The organism is Pseudomonas sp. ES3-33, from assembly GCF_000952175.1.
Classification (GTDB): domain Bacteria; phylum Pseudomonadota; class Gammaproteobacteria; order Pseudomonadales; family Pseudomonadaceae; genus Aquipseudomonas; species Aquipseudomonas gregormendelii.
This window is the reverse complement of the sequence record NZ_JZRI01000147.1, coordinates 1-13,965: the sequence shown is the minus strand read 5'-3', so window position 1 is coordinate 13,965 and position 13,965 is coordinate 1. Positions and strand designations below refer to the sequence as shown.

Sequence of the window (13,965 nt, the reverse complement as noted above, 5' to 3'; positions counted from 1 at the left end):
TTGCGGCGGTGCGACGATTCGACTTGCTGGCGAATACCCGCGCCTGGGTCTAGCGCCGGTTACTCATCTTTTGCATCCGCTCGATATATTCCCGAATCCCACGCTCCGCCACCTGCGGATTTTCAAACGGCCCCTCCAGCGTGTTTTCCCGGGTACTGAAATACAACTCCCCGTTCACCCTGCATAGCCGGTCACTGCGAAAGTGCGTAGCGGGGGCGTTGTCCTGGGCGCGCATGCCGTACATGAAGGTTCTCCTGAAGGTGCTGTCCTATGGGTGGATCGAATCAGCTTATGTCTGAACCATTTGCCGTGCCCAACCAACCGATCGACGGCATGCGACCTGCACAGTTGCATGCGCGGCACGTGGGCAACTGTGCCTGTGTACCATCAGCGCATGGGCCTAGAATGACCAACTCTTGCCGTCTGGCCTTGTTGAGGTACGCATGCACATTTCATCCGGTCGCTGGGCCTACGGCCTGTTCCTGGCCTTGCTGACCGCGCTGTTGTGGGGAATCCTGCCGATCAAGCTCAAGCAGGTGCTGCAGGTGATGGACCCGGTCACGGTGACTTGGTTTCGCCTGATGGTGTCCGGCAGCTGCCTGTTCATCTACCTGGCGGCCACCAGGCGCCTGCCCAGTCGCAAGGTCCTCGGCCCGCGCGGTGGCTGGCTGGTGGTGATGGCGGTGCTGGGGCTGGTCGGCAACTACGTGTTGTACCTGATGGGCCTGAACCTCCTGAGCCCCGGTACGGCACAACTGGTGGTACAGATGGGTCCGATCATGTTGCTGATCGCCAGTCTGTTTGTGTTCAAGGAGCGTTTCAGCGTCGGGCAGGGGATTGGGCTGCTGGTGCTGCTGATCGGCTTCGTGCTGTTCTTCAACCAGCGCCTGAGTGAGTTGCTGACTTCCCTGAGCGACTACACCGCCGGCGTGTTGCTGGTCCTGCTGGCTTCCACGGTCTGGACCTTCTACGCCTTGGGGCAGAAGCAACTGCTGACGGTATGGAATTCGCTGCAAGTGATGATGGTGATCTACCTGTTCTGCGGGTTGCTGCTGACCCCCTGGGTGCATCCGCTGGAAGTGCTGCAACTGAGCCCGCTGCAGGGCTGGCTGCTGCTGGCGTGCTGCATGAACACTTTGATTGCCTACGGTGCATTCGCCGAGGCGCTGGCCCACTGGGAGGCTTCCCGGGTGAGTGCGACGCTGGCGATCACGCCGCTGGTGACCTTCGCTGCGGTGGCTGTGGCCGCATGGCTCTGGCCGGCGTACGTGCATGCCGAGACAATCAATGGCCTGGGCTACGGCGGGGCCGTGCTGGTGGTGTTGGGCTCGGCGCTGGTGGCGCTGGGGCCTTCATTGATTGCCGGACTGAGGGCGCGGCGGGCGCGGTTGGCGGCCAGTTAGACCGCGTCATCGTTCATCGCGGGCAAGCCGCGCTCCCACAGGTTTTTTGCTAGCACACAGGTTCTGTGCTTAAACACAGACCTGTGGGATCGCGGCTCGCCCGCGATGAAGGACTACCGGCCACGGCGTTACTTAACCTTTGGCCCCAGCCTCCAGCATATTCTCCGGCCGTACCCAGGCATCGAACTCTTCACTGGTCAGGTATCCCAGCTGTAACGCCGCCTCACGCAATGTCAGCCCTTCGCCATACGCTTTCTTGGCTATCTCCGCGGACTTGTCATAACCGATATGCGGATTCAACGCCGTCACCAGCATCAACCCACGCTCCAGATGTTCAGCCATTTTCTGAGCATCCGGTTCCAGGCCGGCAATGCAATGCTGCTGGAAGTTGCTGCAGCCATCGCCCAGCAGACGGATCGATTGCAGCAGGTTGTGAATGATCACCGGCTTGAAGACGTTCAACTGCAGGTGTCCCTGGCTTGCCGCAAAACCGATAGCCACGTCGTTGCCCATGACCTGGCAGGCCAGCATCGACAAGGCTTCGCACTGAGTTGGATTAACCTTGCCTGGCATGATCGAACTGCCCGGCTCGTTGGCGGGCAGTTTCACTTCGGCTAAACCGGCACGCGGCCCGGAGCCCAGCAGGCGCAGGTCGTTGGCGATTTTCATCAGGGTGACGGCAAGGGTCTTCAACGCACCCGACAAGGTGGTCAAAGGTTCATGCCCTGCCAGCGCGGCAAATTTGTTCGGTGCCGTAACAAACGGCAGGCCGGAAAGGGCTGCCAGTTCGGCGGCAATCGCTTCGCCAAAACCGTGGGGCGAATTTAACCCAGTGCCGACTGCGGTGCCGCCCTGGGCCAGTTCACAGACGGCGGGCAACGCGCTGCGGATCGCTCTTTCGGCGTAATCGAGCTGTGCGATGAATGCCGACAGTTCCTGGCCGAAGGTGATCGGCGTGGCGTCCATCATGTGGGTGCGCCCGGTCTTGACCAGCTTCATGTGCCGGGCGGAGAGCTCCGCCAACCCGCCGGACAGTTCGCTGATCGCCGGCAGCAGTTGCTGTTGCACCGCCTGGGCCGTTGCGATGTGCATGGCGGTAGGGAAGCAGTCGTTGGAACTCTGGGAGCGGTTGACATGATCGTTGGGATGAACCGGCGATTTGCCGCCCCGCGGGTTACCGGCCAGTTCGTTGGCGCGACCGGCGATCACCTCATTGACGTTCATGTTGCTCTGGGTACCGCTGCCGGTCTGCCAGACCACCAGCGGGAATTGATCGTCGTGGCTGCCATCGAGCACTTCGTCGGCCGCCTGTTCGATCAGGCGGGCAATGTCGGCCGGCACGTCACCGTTGCGGTCATTGACCCGTGCGGCGGCTTTCTTGATCAAGGCCAGCGCATGCAGCACCGCCAGTGGCATGCGTTCGTTGCCAATCGCGAAGTTGACCAGCGAGCGTTGCGTCTGAGCGCCCCAGTACGCCTCATCCGGGACTTCCACCTCGCCAAGGCTGTCGGTTTCGATACGGCTCATCGTGCACACTCCTGTAAGTCGGTTAGCGCAGTTTAGGCCGTGATCGTCCATGGTGGTTCCATCGGTGTCGAAATTGCCTGCTGGACCCCTCTAAATTAGGCCCCACAAGGCTTGGGGTTGAGTGACACACTTTTTTAGGCGCAGAATGGACGCCCTTGGGGTTTTACCTCGCCTGCTAGAAAAGGAAACTCGATGACTCGTCTTCGTGCCATCTGTACCGCGGTTGCACTGGTTTGCGCCAGCGGCCCTGTTTTTGCCGATACCGCCAGCCACAACGCCAGTGCCGAGGCTTTCCTGACCCTGGCGCACGCTGACAAACTGGGCACTCCGGTGTACATGCAAGTGCAGCAAATGTTCGCTCAGCGCTTTGAACAGACCAAAGCTCCCGAGTCGAAAAAAGCCCTGCTGGAAACCTACCAGGCCAAGGCCAACGCAGCGCTGGACCAGGCCATTGGCTGGAACAAGCTGAAGCCGGACATGGTCAAGCTCTACACCACCAACTTCAGTGAATCGGAGCTCAAGGACCTGGTCGCTTTCTACCGGTCGCCACTGGGCAAGAAAGTCCTTGAAAAAATGCCGCAACTGACCCAGCAATCGGCGCAGATGACTCAGGCCAAGCTGGAAAGCGCGGTCCCTGTGGTCAACAAACTGTTGGCTGACATGACCGCGGAGCTCGAGCCTAAGGGCGCAGCTCCTGCCAAGAAAAAGCCTTAAGCGGAGTCGGGCATGACCATGCAACAACGCATTGAGTCGACGCTGGGCCTGTTACAGCCCGAGCACCTGCAAGTGCTGGATGAGAGCCACATGCACAGTCGTGGGTTGCAGACTCACTTCAAGGCTGTGATCGTCAGCCAGCAGTTTGCAGGGCTCAACCGCGTCAAGCGTCACCAGAAAGTCTACGGCACGCTTGGCGAGATGATGGGCGAGTTTCATGCGTTGGCGCTGCATACCTATACACCTGAGGAATGGGCACAGATGGACGCGGCCCCGGCCTCGCCGACCTGTGCTGGCGGCAGCAAGCACTGAGATCACCGGCTGCAGGTGCACGGCTTGTGTGGGAGCAAGGCTTGCCGCGATAGCGTCCTCGAGATTGCCATCGCGGGCGAGCCTTGCTCCTACAGAAACCACATTTTTTTTGCTAGAATCCGCAACGCGCCGCTAACCCGGCGCGTTTTTTTTGAATCCGGTTCACCCCTTACGAGGGTAGCCACCTGGAGAAACACCCGATGACACAACAGATTGTTGTGGCGGCACTGTACAAGTTCGTCACCCTGGAAGATTACGTCACCCTGCGCGAGCCCTTGCTGCAGGCGATGGTCGACAACGGCATCAAAGGCACGCTGCTGATCGCCGAAGAAGGCATCAATGGCACCGTATCCGGCAGCCGTGAAGGCATCGACGGGCTCATGGCCTGGCTCAAGAACGACCCGCGCATGGACGATATCGATCACAAGGAATCGTACTGCGACGAGCAGCCGTTCTACCGCACCAAGGTCAAGCTCAAGAAAGAAATCGTCACCCTGGGCGTCGAAGGCGTGGATCCGAACAAAAAAGTCGGTACCTACGTTGATCCAGAGAACTGGAACGCGCTGATCAGCGACCCTGAAGTGCTGTTGATTGATACCCGCAACGACTACGAAGTGGCCATCGGCACCTTCGAGGGCGCCATCGATCCGAAGACCACCAGCTTTCGCGAATTTCCTGACTACATCAAGGAACACTTCGACCCGGCCGTGCACAAGAAGGTCGCGATGTTCTGCACCGGCGGCATTCGTTGCGAAAAGGCTTCGAGCTACATGCTCAGCCAGGGCTTCGATGAGGTCTATCACCTCAAGGGTGGCATCCTGAAGTACCTTGAAGAGGTGCCGCAGCAAGAAACCAAATGGCAGGGCGACTGTTTCGTCTTCGATAACCGGGTCACGGTGCGCCACGACCTCAGCGAAGGCGACTACGATCAATGTCATGCCTGCCGCACCCCGGTGAGCGTGCAAGACCGTGCATCCGAGCACTACGTGCCGGGCATCAGTTGCCCGCATTGCTGGGATAAGCTGAGCGAGAAGACTCGCCGTAGCGCCATCGACCGGCAGAAGCAGATCGAACTGGCGAAAGCGCGCAACATGCCGCATCCGATTGGCTACAACTACAAGCAAACTCCTTCCGAGGCTTGATCCCATGTCTGCGCGCCGCCTGCTCTATGTGATGGACCCGATGTGCTCCTGGTGCTGGGGTTTTGCTCCGGTGGCCCAAGCCCTGGTCGAGCAGGCGCGCGCGGCCGGGGTTGAGGTACATCTGGTAGTGGGCGGCTTGCGCACCGGCAGTGGTTCGGCGCTGGAACCGACCACCCGGCGTTATATTCTCGAACACTGGCAGGCGGTGACTGATGCCACCGGCCAGCCGTTCAAGCTTGAGGGTGCATTGCCCGACGGCTTTGTCTACGACACCGAACCCGCGTGCCGGGCGCTCGTGACCGCGCGTGGCCTGGCAGCCGATTGTGCGTGGACATTGCTCGGTTTGATTCAACATGCGTTCTACGCCGAGGGTCGCGACGTCACCCAGGCCAGTGTCCTGGTCGAGTTGGCGGAGCAGGCGGGGGTCCCGCGCATCGAGTTCGCCGCGGCATTTGACCGTGCCGAGCAGCACGCCGCGACCGACGCCGATTTCACCTGGGTCCAGGATCTTGGCATTGCCGGCTTCCCCACATTGCTGGCCGAGCGGGACGGGCAATTGGCGCTGCTGACCAATGGTTATCAACCGCTCAGCGAGCTGTCGCCATTGCTTGGCCGCTGGCTGGAGCGCGCCGCCTGTGCATGACCTGCCCGACGATGAACCCTCTCCCAAGCGTATGGATCGACTGAGCTGGGCCGAAATACGTCGCCTGGCCCTGCAGCATAAAAAAGCCTTGTGGATCGCCAACGGCGTAGCGGTCCTGGCCACTTTGTGCAGCGTGCCGATTCCCTTGCTGCTGCCACTGCTGGTGGATGAGGTGCTGCTGGGGCATGGCGATTCAGCGCTGAAGATCATGAACCACGCACTGCCGGAGCACTGGCAGAAAGCAGCGGGCTACATAGGCCTGATGCTGCTGGTTACCCTGAGCCTGCGTTGCGCCGCCCTGTTGTTCAACGTGGTGCAGGCGCGCCTGTTTGCAGCGCTGGCCAAGGACATCGTCTACCGCATTCGCTTGCGCCTGATCGAGCGGCTCAAGCGAATTTCCCTGGGGGAGTACGAAAGCCTTGGCAGCGGTACGGTCACCACGCATCTGGTGACCGATCTCGACACTCTCGACAAATTCGTTGGCGAAACGCTCAGCCGTTTCCTGGTGGCCATGCTGACCCTGGTCGGCACGGCGAGCATCCTGGTGTGGATGCACTGGAAGCTGGCGCTGCTGATCATGCTGTTCAACCCGCTGGTGATCTACGCCACGGTGTTGCTCGGCAAACGGGTCAAGCACCTGAAGAAACTGGAGAACGACAGCACCTCGCGCTTCACCCAGGCACTCACCGAAACCCTCGACTCCATTCAGGAAGTCCGTGCCGGCAACCGCCAGGGCTTTTTCCTCGGTCGACTCGGGCAGCGCGCCCGGGAAGTGCGGGATTACGCAGTCACCTCGCAGTGGAAAACCGATGCTTCGAACCGCGCCAGCGGCCTGCTGTTCCAGTTCGGTATCGACATCTTTCGCGCCGCAGCGATGCTCACCGTGCTGTTTTCCGACCTGTCCATCGGCCAGATGCTCGCGGTCTTCAGCTACCTGTGGTTCATGATCGGCCCGGTGGAGCAACTGTTGAACCTGCAATACGCCTTTTATGCAGCCGGCGGCGCCCTGTCGCGGATCAACGAACTACTCGCCCGAGCCGACGAACCGCAGTACGAGGGGGGCGTCGATCCGTTCCAGGGTCGCGAAACCGTGGGCATCGAAGTCCAGGGCCTGAGCTTCAGTTATGGCGATGAGCTGGTGCTGAACAAGATGAACCTGTCGATCGCGCCGGGGGAAAAGGTCGCGATCGTTGGTGCCAGTGGCGGTGGCAAGAGCACACTGGTGCAACTGCTGCTCGGTCTGTACACACCCCTGGCCGGTACCATTCGTTTCGGCGGTTCGACCCAGGAAGAAATCGGCCTGGAGACCGTGCGCGAGAATGTTGCCGTGGTCCTGCAGCATCCCGCGCTATTCAACGACACCGTGCGTGCCAACCTGACCATGGGCCGCGAACGCAGCGACGAAGCCTGCTGGCAGGCCCTGGAAATTGCCCAACTGGATAACACAGTACGGGAATTACCCAATGGCCTGGACAGCATCGTCGGCCGATCCGGCGTGCGTTTGTCCGGCGGCCAACGCCAGCGCCTGGCGATTGCCCGCATGGTGCTGGCGGAGCCCAAGGTAGTGATCCTCGACGAGGCTACGTCGGCGCTGGACGCCGCCACCGAATACAACCTGCACCAGGCGTTGACGCGCTTCCTCAGTCATCGCACCACCCTGATCATCGCCCACCGGCTGTCCGCCGTGAAACAGGCTGACCGGGTGCTGGTGTTCGACGGGGGGCAGATCGCCGAGGACGGCGATCACCAGCAGCTGATTGCAGACGGTGGTCTGTACGCCAAGCTTTACGGGCATTTGCAGCAGCACTAGCCTCGTCAGCAGGGCTCTGACTTGCCGGGAGCGAGAACGCCCCCTAGTCTGGGGGTAGCGATCACGTCGGGATGATGATCTGGCAGTGCTAATGCAAGGGACCTCATGAATCAAACGCGGACTCTCGGAACTCCACGGTTGCTGGGCATCGTATGGCCTTTCATCGCCGTCGTGTTATTTCAGGCGCTGCTGGGCGGCTTCAGTCTTTATGTTTTGTCGGCGGTTCGCGGCTACGTGGCCGGTGAAAGCCTGTGGTCCAAAGGCCAGAAAGACGCCATCTATTACCTGAACCTCTACGCGGAAAATCGCGACGAGGCGATTTTCCTCAAGTATCAGAACGCCATCGCCGTGCCCCATGGCGGCCATGAGCTGCGCCTGGCCCTCGATCACCAGCCGCCCAACCTCGAGGCCGCCCGGCTGGCGATTCTCAAAGGGGGCAATCACCCCGACGATGTGTCCAGCCTGATCTGGCTCTACCTTAATTTTCGCCATTTCAGCTATCTGGAAAAAGCCATCGACCTGTGGACAGTCGGTGACGCCTATCTGGTGCAGCTCGATGAAGTCGCCAGCGAAATGCACCAGCGCATGAGCGACGGCCAGGCGTCGGATGCCGACGTCACTCGCTGGAAAGACCGGATTTTTGCGATCAATGACGGTGTCACGCCTGCGGCCAAGGCCTTTAGTGATGCGTTGGGCGAGGGCTCGCGAATGATCCTTCGCCTGCTGCTGGTGATCAACCTTGCCACCGCGTTGGGCCTGATTGCGCTGGCGTTGATGCGCACCCACAAACTGCTCAAGCAGCGCCACGCCTTTGCCGACGCCTTGCAGCTGGAAAAGGATCGGGCGCAGATCACCCTGCAATCGATCGGCGATGCCGTCATCACGACCGACGTCGACGGCGCAATTGCCTACATGAACCCGGCGGCCGAGGCGCTGACCCACTGGAAAGCCGAACAGGCCGCAGGTTTGCCGTTGGCGGCGCTGTTCAACTTGCTGGATGAAAATGCCCAGGCGGAAGGTTTCACCCTGATCGAACATATCCTCAGTGGTCAGCTCAGGGGCGGCAGCGAGCACTCCAAGCTGATCCAGCGCCTGGATGGCAGCACTGTTTCGGTGACATTGGTGGGCGCGCCGATCCGTAACGCCGGCAAGGTCAGTGGCACCGTATTGGTACTGCACGACATGACCCAGGAGCGCCAGTACATTGCCAATCTTTCGTGGCAGGCCACGCACGACGCCCTGACCGGGCTCGCCAACCGCCGCGAGTTCGAGTTCCGCCTGGAGCAGGCCCTGCACAATCTGACGCGTCAGGCAGGGCGTCACTCGCTGATGTTTCTCGACCTGGACCAGTTCAAGCTGGTCAACGATACCTGCGGCCACGCGGCCGGTGATGAGTTGCTGCGGCACATTTGTGCCCTGTTGCAGTCAGGTTTGCGTGAGGGAGACACCCTGGCCAGGCTGGGGGGCGACGAATTCGGCATTCTGCTGGAAAACTGCGCGCCAGAAGCTGCCGAGAAGATCGCCGACAGCCTGCGTCAGACGGTTCAGAATCTGCACTTCGTATGGAAAGGCCGCCCATTCGTGACCACTGTCAGCATCGGCCTGGTACATGTCACTCAGCATCCAACGACCCTGGAAGCCTCTTTGCGTGCCGCCGACATGGCTTGCTACATGGCCAAGGAGAAGGGTCGCAACCGCATTCAGGTCTACCACGCCGATGATTCGGAGCTGTCCCTGCGCTTTGGCGAGATGGCTTGGGTACAACGCCTGCATATGGCCCTGGAAGACAACCGGTTCTGCCTCTATGCCCAACAGATCGCGCCGCTCGGGCATGTAGAGGAGGGCGGTGGACATATTGAAATCCTGTTGCGTCTACATGATGAAGCCGGGCGAATGATACTACCCGACAGTTTCATACCGGCGGCGGAGCGTTATGGGCTAATGACTTCCCTTGATCGCTGGGTAGTGGAGAACGTATTCAAGATCATTGCGCAATGCATACAGGAAAATCACAAAGGCCCTTTGGCCATGTGTGCGATTAATCTGTCAGGCACTACTATAGGAGATGACGCATTTCTGAACTTCCTGCGTAAACAGTTTGTTGTTTACTCAATCCCTCCTGAAATGATTTGTTTTGAAATTACTGAAACCAGTGCGATATCAAATTTGGGGAGTGCGATTAGATTTATCAATGAACTCAAAGGTTTAGGTTGCCATTTTTCACTTGATGATTTTTGTGCCGGAATGTCTTCATTCGCCTACTTGAAACATTTACCTGTAGACTTCCTGAAGATCGACGGGAGTTTCGTAAAGGATATGCTGGACGACCCGATTAACCTCGCCATGGTCGAAGTGATTAATCACATCGGTCATGTAATGGGTAAACGCACGATTGCCGAGTTTGTCGAAACACCACAGATCGAGCAGGCACTGCTTGAGATTGGGGTCGATTATGCTCAAGGGTATGTGATTGAACGCCCGCACCTGTTTACCTGTGAAAGTTTGCAGAGTCGTCCGGCGAGGCCTCAGCCTTTGTTATTCAAGGCGCCGGGCACCTTTCGCTGAAACATCTTGCCGATCCTTCAAATCACAATCAAAAGGAGCTCGACAGTGATCGACACATTCATCAGAACCGGACCTCTCATGGAAGCTGCAAGTTATCCGAACTGGGCACAACGCCTGATTCAGGACTGCAGCGAGAACAAACGCCGGGTGGTTGAACATGAACTCTATCAACGGCTGCGTGACAACAAACTCAGTGCGAAGACCATGCGCCACTACCTCATTGGTGGCTGGCCAGTCGTCGAACAGTTTGCCTTGTATATGGCGCAGAACCTGACGAAGACCCGCTTTGCCCGACACCCTGGCGAAGACATGGCGCGGCGCTGGTTGATGCGCAATATTCGAGTGGAGCTTAATCATGCCGACTACTGGGTGCACTGGAGCCGGGCGCATGGCGTAACTCTGGAAGAGTTGCAGGCACAAACTGTCGCCCCTGAACTTCATGCATTGAGTCACTGGTGCTGGCACACCAGTTCGTCCGATTCGCTGATCGTGGCCATCGCCGCGACCAACTACGCCATTGAAGGGGCGACGGGGGAGTGGTCAGCGGTGGTCTGTTCCAATGGCGTGTATGCCGCCTCCTTCCCCGAAGAGGAGCGCAAGCGCGCCATGAAGTGGCTGAAGATGCACGCCCAGTACGACGACGCCCACCCGTGGGAGGCGCTGGAAATCATCTGCACCCTGGCGGGCCTGAATCCGAGCGAGGCATTGCAGGCTGAGTTACGCCAGGCGATTCGCAAGAGTTATGACTACATGTACTTGTTCCTGGAACGGTGCATGCAGCTTGAGCACGCGGAACGGGCGCCGGTTACCCGTGAGCGCATGGCGCTGGCGGAAAGTTGATCGACTGATATCTGCTGCAAAAAAATAGCCCGCCCCTGCTGTCCGATCGACAGTGGGGGCGGGCTTTTTCATAGCCGCCACGCTGGCTCAGGCGCTGATCTTGAGTCCGACCAGCCCGGCGATGATCAGGGCGACACTGGCCAGCCTGAACAGCGCCATGGACTCGCCAAAAAGGATGATCCCGGCGATCACGGTGCCGACAGCGCCGACGCCCGTCCAGATGGCATAAGCGGTGCCCAGCGGCAGCTCCTTCATGGCAAGGCCCAGCAAGCCAAGGCTGATGGCCATGGCTGCAATGGTCAGGGCCGTGGGAAGCGGACGACTGAAGCCGTCGGTGTACTTCAGGCCCACCGCCCAGCCTACTTCGAACAGGCCGGCGAAAAACAGAATGATCCAGGACATGTAAGACCTCCATCGATTGACGGGGTCGTCCCCAGGTAAATGACTCGATCGAGCCGCAAGGTCGTCCTCGCGATGAGCAGTATGGTGCCCATTATTAACCTGGGGATCAAGTTTCCGGCTCAGTCAGTGACTTGCCGCATGGCGGTCTCACGGTCCTGCTTTTCACTCATCCGCCGGAACCAGGTCGAGAGCAGCGCCCCCGAAATGTTGTGCCAAACACTGAACAAGGCACTGGGCACCGCTGCCAGTGGCGAGAAGTGCGCGCTGGCCAGCGCGGCACCCAGGCCAGAGTTCTGCATGCCCACCTCCAGCGCGAGGGATTTACGCTGGGCCAGTGGCAGCTTGAACAGACGGCCGGTGAAATAGCCCAGCAGATAACCGAAGCTGTTGTGCAGCATCACTACGGCCATGATCAACAGACCCGATTCGGCAATCTTCGCCTGGCTGGCAGCCACCACGGCGGCGACGATGATCACGATGCTGACCACCGAAATCAGCGGCAGTACTTCCACTGCGTGACGAACCCGCTCGCCGAGCACGCGCTGAGCCAGTACGCCGAGCACGATCGGCAGCAGCACTACTTGCAGGATCGACCAGAACAGCTCCATGAAAGACACCGGCAGCCAGGCCGAAGCCAGCAACCAGATTAAAGCCGGGGTCAGCAGCGGGGCGAGAAGGGTGGTCACTGCCGCGATAGCCACCGACAGCGCCAGGTCACCGCGGGCCAGCCAGGTCATGACATTGGAGGACGTGCCACTCGGGCAGCAGCCGACCAGAATGACGCCTACGGCGATTTCCGCCGGCAACTGGAACACCTGGCACAGTAACCACGCCATGCCGGGCATGATCACGAAATGCGCGACTACGCCGAGCGCCACTCGCCACGGGTGGCGGGCCACTTCAGCGAAGTCTTCGAGCTTGAGGGTCAGGCCCATGCCGAACATCACCAGCCCCAGCAGCGGCACAATGGCCACCTTGAGACCGACGAACCAAGCGGGCTGGAGGAACGCTAACACGGCGAAAATCAGTACCCAGTAGGCGAAGGTGTTGCCGACAAAGCGACTCAATGCAGCCAGTGCGCGCATGGCCTGATCCTTATTGTATGAAAGCGTTAGGGAGCTAAGCATACGCTGCTTGCAAAAAAGATCGCAGCCTGCGGCAGCTCCTGTACGGGAAACGCATTCCAATGCAGGAGCTGCCGAAGGCTGCGATCTTTACAGGCGCTGCCGATCTACATGATCAGATTCCCTGAGGCGTCTCTTCTCCGCCCAATGCTTCCACCAATGCTGGCAGGAAGTCGCCGAAGGTCAGCATCATCAGGGTGAAACTGGCGTCCAGCTGGCCGAGGGCTTCTTCGCCTCCGTCCTGTTCCGCCTGATCCTGCAGCAGGTCTTCGAACTTCAGGCGCTTGACCACCATCTTGTCGTCGAGGACGAAAGACAGCTTGTCCTGCCAGGCCAGCGACAGCTGGGTAACCACCTTGCCGGTGCTCAGGTGCAGCTGGATTTCTTCGCTGGTCAGGTCCTGGCGCTTGCAGCGCACGATGCCGCCATCTTCATGGGTGTCACGCAGCTCGCACTCGTCCAGCACAAAGAAGTCGTCCGCCGCTTTCTGGGTGGTGACCCATTCGGTCATCGTGGCGGTCGGCGACATCTTCACGGTCAGCGGGCGCACTGGCAGTGTGCCGATGACTTCGCGCAAGGTGGAGAGCAGGTCTTCGGCGCGTTTCGGGCTGGCGGAGTTGACCAGGATCAGCCCCTGTTTTGGCGCGATGGCAGCAAAGGTGGACGAACGACGGATAAATGCGCGCGGCAGGAAGGCCTGGATGATTTCATCCTTGATCTGGTCGCGTTCCTTTTTATAGACCTTGCGCATTTGTTCGGCCTCGATCTCTTCGACCTTTTCCTTGACCGCGTCACGTACGACGCTGCCTGGCAGAATGCGCTCTTCCTTGCGGGCCGAGATCAGCAGGAAATCGCCGCTGACATGGACCAGGGGCGCATCTTCGCCCTTGCCGAACGGCGCAACGAAGCCGTAGGTGGTCAACTCCTGGCTTGCACATGGACGCGCCTGTTTGGTGGCCAGTGCAGTTTCCAACGCTTCGGCATCAAAAGGCAGATCTTGGGTCAGGCGATAGATAAGCAGGTTTTTGAACCACATGGGGTGAGTCTCTCCTTATATGCAAAGGGGGGCATTATTCTCTTCGCGGTGCCATAGGCCAACCCTTCTCTAAGCCTTTGGAAGGGCTCGGAAAATTATTTTAAAAAGTGCTTGCCAGAGAGGGGGGTGCTCCGTAGAATGCGCGCCACACCGAACGCGAAGGGTGATTAGCTCAGCTGGGAGAGCGTCTGCCTTACAAGCAGAATGTCGGCGGTTCGATCCCGTCATCACCCACCATTCGCATTCAGTGTTACGCGCAGCGGTAGTTCAGTCGGTTAGAATACCGGCCTGTCACGCCGGGGGTCGCGGGTTCGAGTCCCGTCCGCTGCGCCATATTCGGTAATCTGGAACGCTGAACGCCAGGTCACCACGGAAAAGCCCGCTTAGGCGGGTTTTTTTCTGCCTCAAGTTTGTACGTTGTTCCTGCAGGGTGTGTCGTTTCACCGG

13 protein-coding genes and 2 tRNA genes are annotated in these 13,965 nt (G+C 59.6%); 10 read left to right on the top strand and 5 right to left on the bottom strand.

Annotated features, from left to right (window positions below; all coding sequences use genetic code 11):
• Positions 1–49 precede the first annotated feature (49 nt).
• Positions 50–244 carry a DUF6316 family protein gene (locus UB23_RS23620; RefSeq protein ID WP_045061677.1) on the bottom strand — a complete coding sequence of 65 codons (195 nt, stop codon included), beginning with the start codon at positions 242–244 and terminating at the stop codon, positions 50–52.
• A 199-nt stretch (positions 245–443) separates the two neighbouring features.
• On the opposite strand from UB23_RS23620, the gene UB23_RS23615 reads away from it, so the two are divergent.
• Positions 444–1,403 carry a DMT family transporter gene (locus UB23_RS23615; protein WP_045061676.1) on the top strand — a complete coding sequence of 320 codons (960 nt, stop codon included), beginning with the start codon at positions 444–446 and terminating at the stop codon, positions 1,401–1,403.
• Between the two features lie 132 nt (positions 1,404–1,535).
• Here UB23_RS23615 and UB23_RS23610 read toward each other — a convergent pair whose 3' ends face one another.
• Positions 1,536–2,930, bottom strand: a complete 1,395-nt coding sequence (locus UB23_RS23610; protein ID WP_045061675.1) for a class II fumarate hydratase — start codon at positions 2,928–2,930, stop codon at positions 1,536–1,538.
• 192 nt (positions 2,931–3,122) lie between these two features.
• On the opposite strand from UB23_RS23610, the gene UB23_RS23605 reads away from it, so the two are divergent.
• The 7 genes from UB23_RS23605 (at position 3,123) to UB23_RS23575 (ending at position 10,956) form a co-directional block, all read left to right on the top strand.
• The gene (locus UB23_RS23605) at positions 3,123–3,644 is read left to right on the top strand and encodes a DUF2059 domain-containing protein (protein WP_045061674.1); all 522 of its coding nucleotides are present in this window, start codon (positions 3,123–3,125) and stop codon (positions 3,642–3,644) included.
• 12 nt (positions 3,645–3,656) lie between these two features.
• On the top strand, positions 3,657–3,956 hold the full coding sequence (locus tag UB23_RS23600; RefSeq protein WP_045061673.1) for a BolA family protein: 300 nt from the start codon (positions 3,657–3,659) through the stop codon (positions 3,954–3,956).
• Between the two features lie 200 nt (positions 3,957–4,156).
• Entirely contained in the window at positions 4,157–5,098 is a 942-nt protein-coding gene (gene trhO, locus UB23_RS23595; protein ID WP_045061672.1) for an oxygen-dependent tRNA uridine(34) hydroxylase TrhO, read from the top strand.
• 40 nt (positions 5,099–5,138) lie between these two features.
• Positions 5,139–5,741 carry a DsbA family protein gene (locus tag UB23_RS23590; RefSeq protein WP_177328591.1) on the top strand — a complete coding sequence of 201 codons (603 nt, stop codon included), beginning with the start codon at positions 5,139–5,141 and terminating at the stop codon, positions 5,739–5,741.
• A 31-nt stretch (positions 5,742–5,772) separates the two neighbouring features.
• Complete coding sequence (locus UB23_RS23585) at positions 5,773–7,551, top strand: ABC transporter ATP-binding protein (RefSeq protein ID WP_177328590.1); 1,779 nt, start codon at positions 5,773–5,775, stop codon at positions 7,549–7,551.
• A gap of 105 nt (positions 7,552–7,656) precedes the next feature.
• Positions 7,657–10,116: an EAL domain-containing protein gene (locus UB23_RS23580; protein ID WP_045061669.1), complete on the top strand. Its 2,460-nt coding sequence runs from the start codon at positions 7,657–7,659 to the stop codon at positions 10,114–10,116.
• A gap of 78 nt (positions 10,117–10,194) precedes the next feature.
• On the top strand, positions 10,195–10,956 hold the full coding sequence (locus UB23_RS23575; RefSeq protein WP_209012727.1) for a TenA family transcriptional regulator: 762 nt from the start codon (positions 10,195–10,197) through the stop codon (positions 10,954–10,956).
• 87 nt (positions 10,957–11,043) lie between these two features.
• Here UB23_RS23575 and sugE read toward each other — a convergent pair whose 3' ends face one another.
• From sugE to rdgC, 3 genes are all read right to left on the bottom strand, one after another.
• Positions 11,044–11,358 (bottom strand): quaternary ammonium compound efflux SMR transporter SugE, encoded by a 315-nt coding sequence (sugE, locus tag UB23_RS23570; protein WP_045061667.1) that lies wholly within the window; start codon positions 11,356–11,358, stop codon positions 11,044–11,046.
• A gap of 119 nt (positions 11,359–11,477) precedes the next feature.
• A complete protein-coding gene (locus tag UB23_RS23565) occupies positions 11,478–12,443 on the bottom strand; it encodes a bile acid:sodium symporter family protein (RefSeq protein ID WP_045061666.1) in 966 nt (321 codons plus the stop codon).
• Between the two features lie 154 nt (positions 12,444–12,597).
• Positions 12,598–13,518, bottom strand: a complete 921-nt coding sequence (gene rdgC / locus UB23_RS23560; RefSeq protein WP_045061665.1) for a recombination-associated protein RdgC — start codon at positions 13,516–13,518, stop codon at positions 12,598–12,600.
• Between the two features lie 161 nt (positions 13,519–13,679).
• On the opposite strand from rdgC, the gene UB23_RS23555 reads away from it, so the two are divergent.
• Positions 13,680–13,755 (top strand) — tRNA-Val (locus UB23_RS23555).
• 19 nt (positions 13,756–13,774) lie between these two features.
• A tRNA-Asp gene (locus UB23_RS23550) sits at positions 13,775–13,851 on the top strand.
• Positions 13,852–13,965 lie beyond the last annotated feature (114 nt).

Excerpts from the sequence above, each read along its gene's own strand:
- UB23_RS23575 (WP_209012727.1), top strand. The coding sequence starts at position 10,195 with ATGGAAGCTGCAAGTTATCCGAACTGGGCACAACGCCTGATTCAGGAC.
- UB23_RS23615 (WP_045061676.1), top strand. The coding sequence starts at position 444 with ATGCACATTTCATCCGGTCGCTGGGCCTACGGCCTGTTCCTGGCCTTG.
- UB23_RS23600 (WP_045061673.1), top strand. The coding sequence starts at position 3,657 with ATGACCATGCAACAACGCATTGAGTCGACGCTGGGCCTGTTACAGCCC.
- rdgC (WP_045061665.1), bottom strand. The coding sequence starts at position 13,518 with ATGTGGTTCAAAAACCTGCTTATCTATCGCCTGACCCAAGATCTGCCT.
- UB23_RS23605 (WP_045061674.1), top strand. The coding sequence starts at position 3,123 with ATGACTCGTCTTCGTGCCATCTGTACCGCGGTTGCACTGGTTTGCGCC.
- trhO (WP_045061672.1), top strand. The coding sequence starts at position 4,157 with ATGACACAACAGATTGTTGTGGCGGCACTGTACAAGTTCGTCACCCTG.
- sugE (WP_045061667.1), bottom strand. The coding sequence starts at position 11,358 with ATGTCCTGGATCATTCTGTTTTTCGCCGGCCTGTTCGAAGTAGGCTGG.
- UB23_RS23565 (WP_045061666.1), bottom strand. The coding sequence starts at position 12,443 with ATGCGCGCACTGGCTGCATTGAGTCGCTTTGTCGGCAACACCTTCGCC.
- UB23_RS23620 (WP_045061677.1), bottom strand. The coding sequence starts at position 244 with ATGTACGGCATGCGCGCCCAGGACAACGCCCCCGCTACGCACTTTCGC.
- UB23_RS23585 (WP_177328590.1), top strand. The coding sequence starts at position 5,773 with ATGGATCGACTGAGCTGGGCCGAAATACGTCGCCTGGCCCTGCAGCAT.
- UB23_RS23610 (WP_045061675.1), bottom strand. The coding sequence starts at position 2,930 with ATGAGCCGTATCGAAACCGACAGCCTTGGCGAGGTGGAAGTCCCGGAT.
- UB23_RS23590 (WP_177328591.1), top strand. The coding sequence starts at position 5,139 with ATGTGCTCCTGGTGCTGGGGTTTTGCTCCGGTGGCCCAAGCCCTGGTC.
- UB23_RS23580 (WP_045061669.1), top strand. The coding sequence starts at position 7,657 with ATGAATCAAACGCGGACTCTCGGAACTCCACGGTTGCTGGGCATCGTA.